12 protein-coding genes are annotated in these 13,592 nt (G+C 67.6%); 5 read left to right on the forward strand and 7 right to left on the reverse strand.

Features of this window, described 5'->3' with window-relative positions:
• Positions 1-5: 5 nt before the first annotated feature.
• The 7 genes from MA876_RS02790 to MA876_RS02820 form a co-directional block, all read right to left on the reverse strand.
• Positions 6-677, reverse strand: coding sequence for a GAP family protein (locus tag MA876_RS02790; protein WP_248145875.1), 672 nt, complete (start codon positions 675-677; stop codon positions 6-8).
• Between the two features lie 3 nt (positions 678-680).
• Entirely contained in the window at positions 681-1,700 is a 1,020-nt protein-coding gene (locus tag MA876_RS02795) for a hypothetical protein (protein ID WP_248145877.1), read from the reverse strand.
• Between the two features lie 59 nt (positions 1,701-1,759).
• Positions 1,760-2,470 (reverse strand): hypothetical protein, encoded by a 711-nt coding sequence (locus MA876_RS02800; protein WP_248145879.1) that lies wholly within the window; start codon positions 2,468-2,470, stop codon positions 1,760-1,762.
• Between the two features lie 78 nt (positions 2,471-2,548).
• Positions 2,549-3,961: a glutamate decarboxylase gene (gene gad / locus MA876_RS02805; RefSeq protein ID WP_248145881.1), complete on the reverse strand. Its 1,413-nt coding sequence runs from the start codon at positions 3,959-3,961 to the stop codon at positions 2,549-2,551.
• Positions 3,962-4,028: 67 nt separating this feature from the next.
• Complete coding sequence (locus MA876_RS02810; protein ID WP_248145883.1) at positions 4,029-5,984, reverse strand: YhgE/Pip domain-containing protein; 1,956 nt, start codon at positions 5,982-5,984, stop codon at positions 4,029-4,031.
• The gene (locus MA876_RS02815; protein WP_248145885.1) at positions 5,981-6,751 is read right to left on the reverse strand and encodes a hypothetical protein; all 771 of its coding nucleotides are present in this window, start codon (positions 6,749-6,751) and stop codon (positions 5,981-5,983) included. The genes MA876_RS02810 and MA876_RS02815 overlap by 4 nt, the downstream gene beginning before the upstream one ends.
• A 52-nt stretch (positions 6,752-6,803) precedes the next feature.
• A complete protein-coding gene (locus MA876_RS02820; RefSeq protein WP_248145887.1) occupies positions 6,804-8,084 on the reverse strand; it encodes a metal-dependent hydrolase family protein in 1,281 nt (426 codons plus the stop codon).
• A gap of 209 nt (positions 8,085-8,293) precedes the next feature.
• On the opposite strand from MA876_RS02820, the gene MA876_RS02825 reads away from it, so the two are divergent.
• The 5 genes from MA876_RS02825 to MA876_RS02845 are packed head-to-tail and all read left to right on the forward strand — an operon-like array spanning position 8,294 to position 13,590.
• On the forward strand, positions 8,294-8,548 hold the full coding sequence (locus tag MA876_RS02825; RefSeq protein ID WP_248145889.1) for a LapA family protein: 255 nt from the start codon (positions 8,294-8,296) through the stop codon (positions 8,546-8,548).
• Between the two features lie 55 nt (positions 8,549-8,603).
• Positions 8,604-9,611 carry a linear amide C-N hydrolase gene (locus MA876_RS02830; protein ID WP_248145898.1) on the forward strand — a complete coding sequence of 336 codons (1,008 nt, stop codon included), beginning with the start codon at positions 8,604-8,606 and terminating at the stop codon, positions 9,609-9,611.
• Between the two features lie 33 nt (positions 9,612-9,644).
• Positions 9,645-11,189 carry a helix-turn-helix transcriptional regulator gene (locus tag MA876_RS02835; RefSeq protein ID WP_248145900.1) on the forward strand — a complete coding sequence of 515 codons (1,545 nt, stop codon included), beginning with the start codon at positions 9,645-9,647 and terminating at the stop codon, positions 11,187-11,189.
• Between the two features lie 23 nt (positions 11,190-11,212).
• Complete coding sequence (locus tag MA876_RS02840; protein WP_248145902.1) at positions 11,213-12,535, forward strand: threonine/serine exporter family protein; 1,323 nt, start codon at positions 11,213-11,215, stop codon at positions 12,533-12,535.
• Entirely contained in the window at positions 12,532-13,590 is a 1,059-nt protein-coding gene (locus MA876_RS02845) for an AI-2E family transporter (protein WP_248145904.1), read from the forward strand. Before MA876_RS02840 ends, MA876_RS02845 begins: the two co-directional genes overlap by 4 nt.
• Positions 13,591-13,592: the final 2 nt, after the last annotated feature.

Genomic DNA, 13,592 nt, shown 5'->3' on the forward strand with positions numbered 1-13,592 from the left:
CGCCGTCACCCCGCCAGGTCCGCGATGCCCGAGCCGATGAGCTTGAACCCGAGGATCACGAAGAGCACGGTGACGATCACGGCGTGATTGGCGACGAGCCACTCGCGCGGGCGGCTGAGCGTGGCCTCGGCTCTGCCCGGTGCGACGACGCTCACGATCCACGGGATCGCGATCGCGATGATGCCGATCAGCGCGAAGATCAGGATGACGGCGACGATCTGCTCGACGGGCAGCGCGGATTGCGAGATGCGTCCGCCGGCCGCGATGAGCAACGGCAGATCCTTGGGCGAGAGCGGGCCGGCGAGCAGCACGCCCACGAGGAACGCCTGCCAGAGCGACAGACTGTCGAGACGCTCCATCCAGGCGGGCGTGTGCGTCGAGCCTCGCTTGCGCCACTGCATGACCGCCATGGCCAGAAGCACGAGGCCGAGCACGATCTCGATGCCGTCGACGAGCAGCCGCGGGATCGAATGCCCTTCCTCCGCACCCGCCGCGCGACCGATGAGCACGAGCACCCCGACGAACACGATCATGAAGACGTAGCAGCCCAGCACGAAGGCCGTGCCGTTCGAGCGCCCTTTGCCGGCGGTCGCCATCAGGATCACCGCGACGATCGCGAGGGGACTGATCGCGACGGCGACGGCGATCGTGAGCAGGTCTGCCAGGACGATCAGCATGCGTCACTCGCTCTGCTGGACGTTCCGCAGGAACAGGATGACCCACGCGAAGATCATGAGGCCGGCGACGAGCTCGACCGCCGTCAGGTTGTACACCCCCGCGAAGAACAGGATCGTGAGCGCGACGATGCCGGCCACGAACACGTAGCCGAGGACGAGGAAGGTGCGCGGCAGCGACGGCAACAGCCACGGAGCGCCGATCACCAGGAGCCCGTAGGCGACGGCCATGCCGGTCGCGACCGTGTTGTGCAGTAGGAAGAAGCGATCCACGGGGAAGATCCCGACGCATGCGAGCAGCACGCCCAACAGGATGAAGACCGATCGCACGATCCACAGGCGACGCCGATCGGCCACCGTGACGGACGGAAGAGATGCCGTGCCGAAGCGCGCGATGGTCGTGATGATGACACCCGACACGATGAGCGTGAGGTTGAACGTCAGTGACGAGATGTCGTGCGTGATACCGAGCGCCGAGAGGTTCATCTGCCACCAGAGCGGGTCGCTCGAGCTGAGCATGGCGCTCATCACGCCCACGACGAGGAAGACCGCGAGGACGAGTGACAGGTGCTTGGGCGACAGGGCGAGCGCCGAGAGGTACGAGGCGTAGGCGGTGAGCGCCGTGGCGGCACCGGCGAGCACGACGGCGGGGGACGTGTAGAGCGTCGCGCCCAGGAAGGCGTCCTCCATGACGGTCGCGACGCCGATCCAGCCGAGCAGGGCGATCGCCGCGTGCGCGATCGACAGCGCGATGAGATCGAACCACAGGTAGCGGGAGCGTGTGCGCCCCGCGATCCCGCCGATGTGCAAGCGGGATGCCACGAGCCGGCCGACGCCGAAGGAGACCGCTGCACTCGCCGCGGCGGCGATTGCGACGAACGTGCCGATGGAACCGGCGCCGGCGATCGGCAGCGCACGTCCCCAGAAGACGACGACGGCGACGACTGCCGCCGCGACGAACACGACGGCACCGAGGACGATCGCGGCGGATTCGTCGTCGAGCGGCTTGGGTGTGCGCTCGGTCATGTCGATGCGCTCCACGGACTCTGACGTGCTGACCGGCGAGACGGCACGAGCGGAGCCGCTCACTGGATGACCGGCGAGTACTCGCCACCGACCGCGCCACGATGACGGCGCGCTGGACGGCCCCACTGCGGCAGGACGATGAGAGAGGCGACGAGGAAGCACAGGGCGCCGATGAAGGTCCCGTTGTTCGCGAGGCTGCCGTCGAACGAGTCTCCACTGGGCAGGATGTAGGCACCGATCGCCGAGAAGGCGAACGCGACGCAGCCGACGAAGTTGATGAGCACCGACCACCATGCGCGTTTGCCGAGGTCCCAGAGCTTGGCACTGTGCGAATAGGCGACGAAAGCGAGGAGTCCGCTCGCGAGGAACGCGACGGAGCCTCCGGCATCCGGATTCCACACGTAATGCTCCTGCGCCGAGATGCTCTTGGCGGTCAGGGCGGCGGTCGTCGAGATGTTGAACATGATCGTGCCGAACGACTGGGTGGCCGCGGCGAGCCACTCGGCTCGCACCATGCGGCCGGGCGCGTAGTGGACCGGCACCGAGACGGCACCGCTCAGGAAGAGCTGCATGAGCCCCGCCGTCGTGAAGAACCACGCGCCGATGAAGCAGAGGAGGTTCGCGGTGCTCGAGCCCATCGCCTCGCTGAGTCCTGGAGTCGATGCGAGCGCGAAGAAGGCGGAGCCGATCATGAATCCCCAGCACTGCTTCGTGACGGTGGGAATGAAGAAGCGGCGTGGCCGGGCGTGCTCCGCTGTCGTTGTCGTCATGTCGGTCTCCATTCCGGATGCCGGACTCGATGCGCAGGGGAGGGCGCCCGCGGACGCCCTCCCCTTCGCGTCATCGAGTCAGTGGTGGAAGTGCGATCCGCTCGCAGCCGTGTCGGGCAAGGGCACATCGAGCGCGTCGAGGAACGCCACCTCGCCCTTGATGTCGGACAGAAGCGCCGACGCGAGGTCGCGGCTCAGGCCGACCTTCACGACGATGCGCTGCAGCACGACATCCGCCATGTCATCGGCCATGGGGTAGGCCGGTACGAGCCAGCCCTTCATGCGCAGACGGTCGGCGAGGTCGTAGAGGCTCCACTTGTCGGTGTAGCCGTCCTTGAGCACCCATGCGAACACGGGGATCGTGTCGCCCCTGCTCACGAGGTCGAACGGCCCGATCTTCTCGATCTCGCTCGAGAGGTAGGTCGCCACGTCGATCGAGTTCTGCTGCACCTCGCGGTAGCCCTCGAAGCCGAGACGGAGGAACTGGTAGTACTGCAGCAGTACCTGAGAGCCCGGGCGCGAGAAGTTGAGGGCCAGGGTCGGCATGTCGCCGCCCAGGTAGCTCACGTGGAAGATCATGCTCTCGGGCAGCACAGCGGTGTTGCGCCACACGACCCATCCGACACCCGGGTAGACCAGGCCGTACTTGTGGCCCGACGTCGAGATCGAGTTCACGCGCGGCAGCTGGAAGTCCCACACCAGATCGGGCTGGCAGAACGGGGCGACCATGGCACCGGATGCCCCGTCGATGTGGATCTTGACGTCGAGGCCCGTCTTCTCCTGGATCTCGTCGAGCTTCTTCGAGATCGCGATCGCGTCGTCGTACAGGCCTGTGAAGGTCTGGCCCAGGATCGACACGACGCCGATCGTGTTCTCGTCGACGTAGTCCTCGAGGTTGTAGCCGTCGAGGATGATGTGGTCCGGCGTGACCGGCACGTACCGCGGCTCGACGTCCCAGTAGTTGCAGAACTTCTCCCACACGACCTGCACGGCCGCCGACATGATGAGGTTGGGCTTGTCGATCGGCTTGCCCTCGGCCTTCCGCTTCTCCTGCCAGAGGCGCTTGAGCGCGAGACCGCCGAGCATGCACGCCTCCGACGAGCCGATCGTCGAGGTGCCGACCGTGTCGCTCGCGTCGGGCACGTGCCACAGGTTCGCCAGGATGCGCCAGCAGCGATCCTCGATCGCGGCAGTCGCCGGATACTCGTCCTTGTCGATCATGTTCTTGTCGGCGGACTCGAGGTAAAGCTTCTTCGCCTCGTCATCCATCCACGTCGAGACGAACGTCGCGAGATTGAGGCGCGAGTTGCCGTCGAGGATCGACTCGTCGTGCACGATCTGGTAGGCCGTCTCAGGCAGGCTCGGGCCGGCGGGCAGCGTGAACTTGTCGAACTCGGTCGCCTCGCCCGGGCGGACGAAGACGGGGTTGATGCTGAGCGTCGAGTCGACGTTCGTCGACTGGCGGGCCTTGGAGGTGTTTGCAGTGGTCACTTTCGCTCCCTGGATTCGTTTTGCTTCGAGTGGATGACTGGTGTCGAGCGGGCCTGGATGACGCCTCCTAGACCTCGACCGGCGGGTAGAGGCGGTCCATGTTGTACTGGCGGTTCCGTCGGGCGGCCCACGTCGAGATGGCGAGGAAGACGACCGTGAGGAGCGCGATCGTGCCGATCGCGACCCAGAGCCGGTAGTCCGCGCCGCCCAGGATCATGAACCTCAGACCCGTCACCGTCGCCGTCATGGGATCGATCCAGTGGATGTACTGGAACGGCAGCGTCGTGACGGCGACGGGATACACGCCGCCCGCCGAGGTGAGCTGCACCATGAGGAACGCGAGAGTCAGCACACGGCCGACGGCCGGGCCGAGCACGGCGTTGAACATCTGGATCATCGCCATGAACATGGCGACCATGAGCAGCATGAACCCGAACGTGCCTGCGGGATTGGCGTACTCCATCCCGAGCCCGAACCGCACGACGAGGTACAGGATCGTCGCCTGCAGGAACCCGATCGCGAGCGTCGGAGCGTACGAGGCGAGCACGACGCGGAACGAACCGAGGCCCTGAGCGAGCGGTCGCGCCTGCAGCGGGTTGAACAGCATCCACGCGATGATGCCGCCGACGAACAGTGCGAGTCCGAAGAAGAAGGGTGCGAAGCCGTACGCGAAGGTCTTGGCCTCGTTGTGGGTGACCTCCTTCATCACGACGGGGTCGGCGAGCGTCTTGATGAAGCTCGACTGCTGTGCGTTGTCCCAGGTCGGGATGAGCTTCATGCCCGCTTCGACACCGTCCGCCAGTTCGTTCGTGCCGGCGACGAGCAGCGGCGTGTTCGCGGCGAGCTCGGTAGCTCCGTCGCTGAGCTGCACGAGACCGCTCGAGAGCTGGTCCGCGCCGCTGCGCAGCTGGTCCGCTGTCGCGGTGACCGTATTGAGGGTGTTGTTGATCCCACCCGTCTCGATCGAGCGGAGCACGACGTTGATCCGGCTGCCCGGATTGTTGAACTCCGCTGCGAGCGTGTCGACATCCGTCTTGAGTCGATCGAACGCCACGGCGACGTCCTGGCTCACCGCACTCTGCTCGATCGAGCGCTGCACGCCCTCGAGCCGTGCCGCGATCTCTTGCAGGTCGGGTTCTCCCGTCGCGTTGAGATCGTCGATGATCGCCTGCAGTTCGGCGTGGGCCCGTGCGTTCGCCGCGGAGATCTCGTCGAGCGCGTTCGCGAGCGCGTTGGTGCTCGCGTCGATGGATGCCACGATGCCGCGCAGCTCGTCGCTCGTGAGTCCACTGGTGGACGCCGCACGCTCGACCTGCGCGACGGCTCCGTCGACGGCGCCGACGAGCTCGTCGATCGCGGCGTCCAGCGTCGCCGCCCCGTTCTTGGCGGTCACGAGATTCGTGGCGAGCTCAGCGGCACCCGCATCCAGCTCCTCCATGCCGGCGTTGAGCTCTTCCACGCCCGCGGCCGCCTGCTTGAGCTTGGGGAGCTCCGCCTTGATGCCGGTCGCGACGGCCTCGAAGACCTGCTCGCCGACCTGGGCGGTGACCTCGTTGATGATCTCGGCCGCGGCATCCTGTCCGATGACGGTCGACAGGTAGTTGTTGGCGTCGTTGTACGTGAAGATGAGCTGCGCCTGCTGCGGGTCTCCGGCGGCGGCCGACACGATCGACTCGCTGAAGTCCTTCGGGATCGTGACGGTGAAGGCGTAGTGCCCGTGCTCGAGGCCCGAGACGCCCTCCTCTTCGCCGACGACATGGATGTCGAGCTGCTTCGAGTCGACGATGCCCTGGGTCACCTGCGTCCCCGCGTCGAGCTGCTCGCCCTGCGACTCGGCGCCCTCGTCGAGGTTGACGATCGCGACCGGCAGGTCGTCGACGTTGCCGAACGGGTTCCAGAACGCCCAGAGGTACAGCGCCCCGTAGAGCAGGGGCATGAGGATGATGACCGCGACCGCGAGGCGCGGCATCCGTCCCCTGTAGTAGCGCTTGAAGTCACTGCCGGGTGAGAATGCGGCGATCATCGTCCGAATGCCTCTCGTTCGAGGACCGCGAACTCGTGGTCGGTCAGGTTGGGGACGTCGATGACGTCGGTGATCCCGTCGCAGGCCGCGACGCCGTTGACGTCCGCCGTGATGACGGTCTGCTCGCGCCCGAGGGCGATGAGACGCTCGAGCAGCCGGTGCGAGCTCTCGATGCTCGAGAGGGTGTCGACGCCGCCGACGACGAGGAGCGGAGGCTTGCGGATGTTGGCGACGGCGATGCGGAACATGGCCGCCGTGAACTCCGGCAGCTCTTCGACCATCGCGTCCATCGTCGGCAGCGAGTAGTCGCCGAAGACGGGCCGGCAGATGCGCTCGAGATCCTCTTGCGTGGACTGCGGCACCCACTGGTACCACTTGGCCGCCCAGCGCACCTGCTCGGTCACGATGTCGTGCACACGGATCGTCTGCTCGATGCCGTCGACCTCGTCGATCTTCGCGATCGTGGCACGGTCGAACAGATGGTGCGCGTCGTCGACCCGGCCGAACGCCTCGAGCCGCCCGGTCGTCCGCTTCATCCGCCCGGCGAGGGTCAGCAGCAGCGCCTGGCGTCCTCGGCCGCCGGCGCCGACGAGCACTGTCACGCCGCCCGAGCGGACGGTGAGGTCGACGGGGCCGTAGATGTGGCCCCACGACGCGTCGACCCCGATGCCGGAAGCCTTGATCAGCGTCTCGCCGAACGCGGGCGGGCGACCGCCTCGCGTCTCGATGCCACCCTCGGTGGCTGTTCCTTCCGTCGGCAGTGCCACGGCTCTCCCCCTTCACTCGTCCTGCATCGCGGCGATGTCACCGCAGCGATCTTCAGAGCGTGTTCTTGACGATCTGGCCGTTCTTCACGATGAGCTGGAAGTTCGCGTCCGGGTCGGCGATGAGCGAGATGTCCTTGATAGGGTCGCCGTCGACGAGGATCATGTCCGCCCACGCACCCTCGGCGATCACACCGAGCTTGCCGCCGCGGTAGGTGTTGCGCTCGCCCGCGAGCTCGAACAGCGAAGCGTTGCCGGACGTGAGCATCTTGAGCGCTTCGACGTTCGTGTAGAACTCGCCCAGGCGCGCGGCCATGACGCTCTGCCGCGGAGCCGACTGCGGCTCGAGAAGCAGGTCGGTACCCCACGCGGTCTTCACGCCGTACTTCTTCGCCCAGGCGTACACCTGGTCGGTGCCGTGGCAGATCTCGGCGTTCTTGCCGGCACGCACGGGGTCGGGATAGTGATGGTCGTCCTCGGCGAACGGCTGCATCGACAGCCAGATCTGGTTGTCGGCGATGAGGTGGATCGTCGCCTCGTCGGCGAGATGGCCGTGCTCGATGGACTTGACACCCGCGTCGATCGCCCGGGCGATGCCGGCCGGCGTATAGACGTGGGTCGCGACGTACGTCCCGTAGTCCGTGGCGGCCTGCACGGCGGCTTTGATCTCGTCGCTCGTGTACTGGAGGGTGTTGAGGGGGTCGTACATGGATGCCGCTCCCCCGCCGAGCGTCAGCTTGATCTGACTCGCCCCCATCCGCAGCTGCTCACGCACCGCGGCGAGCACGCGTGGCACTCCGTCGGCGATGCGCGTGAAGTGGATGTCCTCGGTGCGGCTGGGCTTGCCGCCGAACTCCTCGGGCACGTCGTAGACGAAGGCGAAGTCCGCGTGACCGGATGTCTGCGAGATCATCGCCTGGCTCGGGAAGATGCGCGGCCCCTCGAAGACTCCGCGGTCGATGAGACCCTTCACGGGCGCCGTGTCGCCGCCCATGTCGCGCACCGTCGTGAAGCCGCGAAGCAGCATGCGCTTGGCCTCGGCGATCGTGTTGCCGTACAGCGACCCGGTCGGCCCCTGGAGGAAGTCGACCATGCTGTTCGCATTGCCCATGAGGTGGACGTGGGCGTCGCTGAGGCCCGGCATGAGGAACTTGCCCTTGCCGTCGATCTCTACGACGCCGTCCGACGCATCGCCGGCGACCGGCGACGTCGAGACCGCGACGACGTGGCTGCCCTCGGTGAGGACGTCGACGTTGTCCTGCGGCTGATCGGCGACGCCGTCGAAGAGTCGGACGTTGCGGATGATCATTCTCTGGGTCGCATTGTTCCCGGTCATGGCCGTGACGCTACGGCCCGCAATGGTGCCCAGGAGCTCGAGTCATCCGGATTTCGCCCGAGCCGTCATCACCCCGTTGATCTGGCCTTTCATCACCGTTTCACCCGCGTCTCACCCACTCGTGACGGCTCCGGAAATGTGGGTACAGTCCCGTTTCGACAGTCCGGGATGCGCGACGCGCACGCCCGTCGAAGCGAAGGAGGACTGCCGTGAGCACGAAGGAACCCGTCTCGTCAGAGCCCGAAACCACCAAGCGCGGAGGACCGAGCGGCAAGGCGATCGCCGCGATCCTGATCTCCATCGCCGCGCTGACATTCGTCTTCTCCAACGTGGGGCCGGCCACTCTGCGGTTCCTGTTCCTGCAATTCACGATGCCCGCGTGGGGGTGGTTCCTCGCGGTGCTCATCGCCGGCGTCGTGATCGGCTCGCTCTTCCCGTGGTTCCGCCCGAAGAAGAAGAACTAAACCATATGCCGTGACGGGCATGGAAGTGCTCCGTCGCCGAAGGGGAGTGGAATCGATGTGTACGAGAGTCGTCTGGACGGATGCCGGTGGTTCGGTCATCGTCGGGCGGAACATGGACTATCACCGCGAGCTCGCGACCAATCTGTGGCTTCTGCCGCGGGGCGTGCGCCGGGACGACGGCGTCCACGGCGAGCTCACGTGGACATCCCGCTTCGGCAGCGTCGTGGCGACGGCGTTCGACATGATCTCCGTCGACGGGCTCAATGAGGCCGGGCTCGCCGGTCACGTGCTGTGGCTCGCGGAGTCGGACTACGGGGAGCTCGATCCGGCGCGACCCGCGCTGAGCCAGGCGGTGTGGCTGCAGTACTTCTTGGACACGTTCGCGACCGTCGCCGACGCGGTCGCCTGGATCGAAGCGAACGACGTCCAGGTCGCCCAGATGGTCGATCCGGCGAGTGGCGAGGTCCCCGCGATCCACCTCGCCCTCGATGACGCGACGGGCGACTCGGCGATCATCGAGTACATCGGAGGCGCGCTCGAAGTGCACCATGGGCGTGACTACCGCGTCATGACGAACTCACCCACCTACCACGAGCAGCTCGCCCTCCTCGCCGAGATCGACGGCTTCGGCGGAGACCGGCCACTCCCCGGCACGACCCTCGCAACCGACCGGTTCGCGCGCGCCGCCTATTACGTGGGGCGTCTTCCGCAGCCGCGCTCGCAGGTCGAGGCGATCGCGTCGATGTTCAGCGTCATCCGCAATGCCGCGCAACCGTTCCGGTTGCCGGACCCGGGCCGGCCCGACGCCTCGCAGACCATCTGGCAGGTCGTAGCCGACCTCACGACGAAGCGCTACGTGTTCGAGTCGACCACGCGACCGAACATCGTCTGGGTCGATCTGGAAGACCTCGACTTCACCGTCGGCGCTCCCCAACTCGTCCTCGACCTCGGCAGCCACCTCGCCGTGCAGGGCGGGGTCGCCGGGAACGTCGGCGACAGATTCGAGCGGCGTGCCGACCTGCGGTTCTTGACGCTCGCCGACCTCGCGCACGCCGAGAGCTGACTGCGCCGCGACCGCGGGCCGAAGGGCGACGATGTGAATCTGACCGATGAGGGGCAGGCGGAGCGCGAGCTGCGGCGCGCCGTGTCGTCCGGTCGGCCGGAGACGATCGCGCGGGCCGCCCTCGCGAACATCTGGCCCCTGTACAGCGCGCACTTCGATCTGCTCACCTCCACGGTGGAAGCGCTGCCCGGCGCTGTGCTCGAGCGGTATCCGGTCCTGAAGATCCTGCATCCGATGACTCCCGTCCTCGCCCGAGCGACGCGACCGTTCAAGCCCCTCGTCTCACCCGACGAGGCCCGCACGATGAGTCCCGACGAGCTCGACATCCTGACCGTCGTGCAGATGGTGGGCTTCCGCTTCAGCGGGGATGTCGCGGCCGCCCTCATCTACGCACGGCGCCTCGAGGACCGCATCGTCCAGGTGCGCGTCGAGTCGCGCGAGCGCACCGATGGACCCCTGTGGTTCTATCACCACCAGATCGGCTCGACGCTGCTCGCCGCAGGCGACTCGTCGCGCGCACTCCTCGCGTTCGCGACGGCACGGCAGCTCGGCCGCTTCTCGCAACAGCCCTACGCGGAACGGCTCGCCCTCGGGCGGGCCGCGCTCGCGCACGCGATGCGCGGGTCGCTCGACGAAGCCGATCTCGCCCTGACGGATGCGCGGACTCAGCCGACGCCCTCGCGCGCCCACGCGGCTGCCAGCCGTATGACCGAGGCGACGGCAGCGGCGATCGTCGCCGTCGAGCGCATGTCCGACGACCTCGACGACCTCCTCGCGGCGCTCGAGCCGTACGACAGCATCGAGCTCACGTGGCCGTTCGCGCTCCTCGCCCGTGCGCGAGCATTCTCTGCCCGGCAGCGACCCGACGAAGCGATCGAGGCGGTGCGGCTCGCGAGCGATGCGCATCCTTTCCAGCACGGCTCGGTCGCGACCGACATCATCAATGCGGCGTCGATCGACGCCCTGTGGGCACTCGGCGACGCGACCGCCGCACGACGCATCGCCGAGTCCACGGCGGCGCCGGGTCGACTCACGCGCTTCGCCGCGGTGCGGCTCGCGCTGCTGGATGCGCGACCGGATGCCGCGGCCCGTGGCATCCTGGAGCTCTCGCGCGACCCCGCACTGGGACCCGGGCACCGCGCCGAGCTGCTGCTGCTTTCGACCTGGCAGGACTTCGTGCGCGGCGACGACGTCGATCCCGAGGCGGCGGCGCACGTCGCGCGCCTCGCGGCGAAGCGCGGCATCCGTCGCCTGCTCGCGACGATGCCCGCACAGCTGATCGACGCTGTCCGCGCGCGTCTGTCGGTCGCCGACTGCGAGGTCTTCGACTCCGCGACCGACCGGCTCGCGCATCTGGATCTGCCCCGCCGACCGTCGCTCACGGGCAGCGAGGCCAGGGTTCTGGGCGCTCTTCCGAAGCACCCGACGACCGCGGAACTCGCTGCCGCGTTCCACGTCTCGCCCAACACGATCAAGACGCAGCTGAAGTCGCTGTATCGCAAGCTCGGCTGCACGAATCGGGACGACGCGATCAAGGTCGCTGCGCGGCTCCACCTCATCGCACTCGATGGTGACTGACCGCACGGCGAGGAGGATTCGAGATGACAGGACTGATCGAACGGGCGCGTGGCGCGCTGCAGGCGCTGCGCAGCGCGCCCGTCGTCGACGAAGAGGCGGCAGCGGGCACGGGCGTGCCCGCGATGATCGGTGAGTTCGGTGCGGCGATGCTGGCCGCGTCGCAGGCGACCAGCGACGTGGAAGAGACGCTCAAACGCCTGGCTGTGCGCTACGACCGGCCGGACCTGCGCGTCTTCGTGCTCCCCACGCTCGTGCTGATCGAGGATCCGCATTCGAGCCCCGCCGAGACATCCATCTTCCCGGCCGATCAGGCGGCGCTCCGCCTCGACCAGTCCGCCGCGGTGGAGCGACTGATCCGGCGCGCGTTCGCCCAGCAGACTCCCGCGTCCGCGATCCTCGACGAGCTCGCGGACATCCGCGTGAGCGGCCCGAGGTTCGGACCCGTGCTCGCGGTCGCGGGCTACACCCTCCTCACCGTGGGGTTCGGGCTGGTGCTGAACCCGACGCTCACGGCGCTGCCGGTCTACGTCGTGCTCGGGATGATCGTCGGGACGATCGTCCACCTCGCGAGCCGCGTCGCGACGCTCTCACTCATCCTGCCGGTGCTCACGGCGTTCACCGTGACTCTGCTCATCTCGCTTCTCGTGCGGCCGCTCGTGCACGACGACGTCCTGCGTCTCGTTGCGCCATCGCTCGTGTCGTTCCTGCCCGGACTCACACTCACGATCGCCGCGGTCGAGTTGAGTTCAGGTCAGGTCATGGCCGGAGCGAGCAGGCTCGTGTACGGCGTGGCGCGCCTCGGCCTGCTCGCCTTCGGAGTCTTCGCCGGCATCTCGGTCGCCGGCGAACCGACGGTGTCGTCGGTGCAGGGGACGCAGCTCGGGGCATGGGCGCCCTGGGTCGGCATCCTCCTGGTGAGCCTCGGTTACTACCTCTTCTCATCCGCGCCTAACGGATCCTGGATCTGGATCCTCTACGCGCTCGTGGTCGCCTACGCGGCGCAGCTGCTGGGCGATCTGCTGGTCGGCGCGGAGCTCTCGGGGCTCGTGGGTGCCCTCATCGTGATCCCGGCTGTGCACCTCGCCGGGCGCCTCCGCGCCGCACCGTCCACAGCCATCATGCTCACGTGCGCCTACTGGCTGCTCGTCCCCGGTGCCATGGGATTCATCGGCCTGACCGAAGCGGCCGCGGGCACGGCGGGCGCCGTCGCCACGATCCTCCGGACGTTCGGCTCGCTGATCGCGATCTCGATCGGGATGCTGCTCGGCGCCGGCCTCACGCGGGACGCCACGGCCGTCGTGCGCGGATGGCGCCGAGGGCGCGTGGCAGAAGGCTCGTCCGCATGAACGAGCGGCGCGCGCTCCTGGATCGACCGTTCGGCACGGGGTTCTTCGTCACGCTCGGCGGCCTCGTCGCGGTCGCCATCGGCGTCGCGGTGTCGAACCTGTCGACCGTCCTGATCGCGATCGCGTTCGCCCTGTTCGCCGCCCTCGGCCTGAACCCCGTCGTGCGCAATCTGCAGCGGCTCGGCGTCACGCGCGGGTGGGCGATCACGATCGTCTACGCCGGCTTGGCGATCGTGCTGGCCGGCGTGCTGGTGGTCGTGCTCCCCACTGCCGTGAGTCAGATCGCCCAGTTCGTGCGGAGCGTGCCGCACCTGGTCGCGGACTTCCAGAAGACGAGCGCGTACACATGGCTCGTCGCCACGTTCGGGGTCGACGTGAACACGCTCGTCAGCGACGTGCAGTCCTACCTCACGCGCGCTGACACGATCACGACGATCGGCAAAGGCGCGCTGCAGATCGGCGGAACGGTCGCGGCATCCGTCTCGGGAACGATCGTCGCGCTCGTGCTGAGCCTCTACTTCCTCGCGGCGCTGCCCGCGATGAAGGCGGCGCTCGCACGTCTGTTCCCGGCTCGTGTGCGGGCGAAGGTCGTCGAGCTCACGGACGACATCGCGGACTCCGTCGGCGGTTACGTCGTCGGAATGGTCGTGCTGGCATTCTGCAACGCCGTCGTCGCCCTCGTCCTCCACCTCGCGCTGCAGTTGAAGTACCCCATGCTCATGGCCGTCGTCGCGTTCCTCCTCACTCTCATCCCGCTCGTGGGATCGGTGCTCTACTGGATCGTCGCATCGTCGCTCGCCCTCTTCTCGGGTTGGGTGCCCGCGCTCCTGTTCGCAGCGATCTATCTCGTCTACATGCAGCTCGAGGCGTACGTCCTGACGCCGAAGGTCATGAACCGCGCGATCTCGGTCCCTGGTGCGCTCGTCGTCATAGGCGCGCTCATCGGCGGCACGATTCTGGGGCTCCTCGGGGCTCTCGTCGCGGTTCCGGTGACGGCGTCGCTGCTGATCATCGCGAAGCAGGTGCTCCTGCCCAGGCAGGATGCGAAGACCTGACG

Origin of the sequence: Microbacterium aoyamense (assembly GCF_023155855.1) — a bacterium.
Lineage (GTDB): Bacteria > Actinomycetota > Actinomycetes > Actinomycetales > Microbacteriaceae > Microbacterium > Microbacterium aoyamense.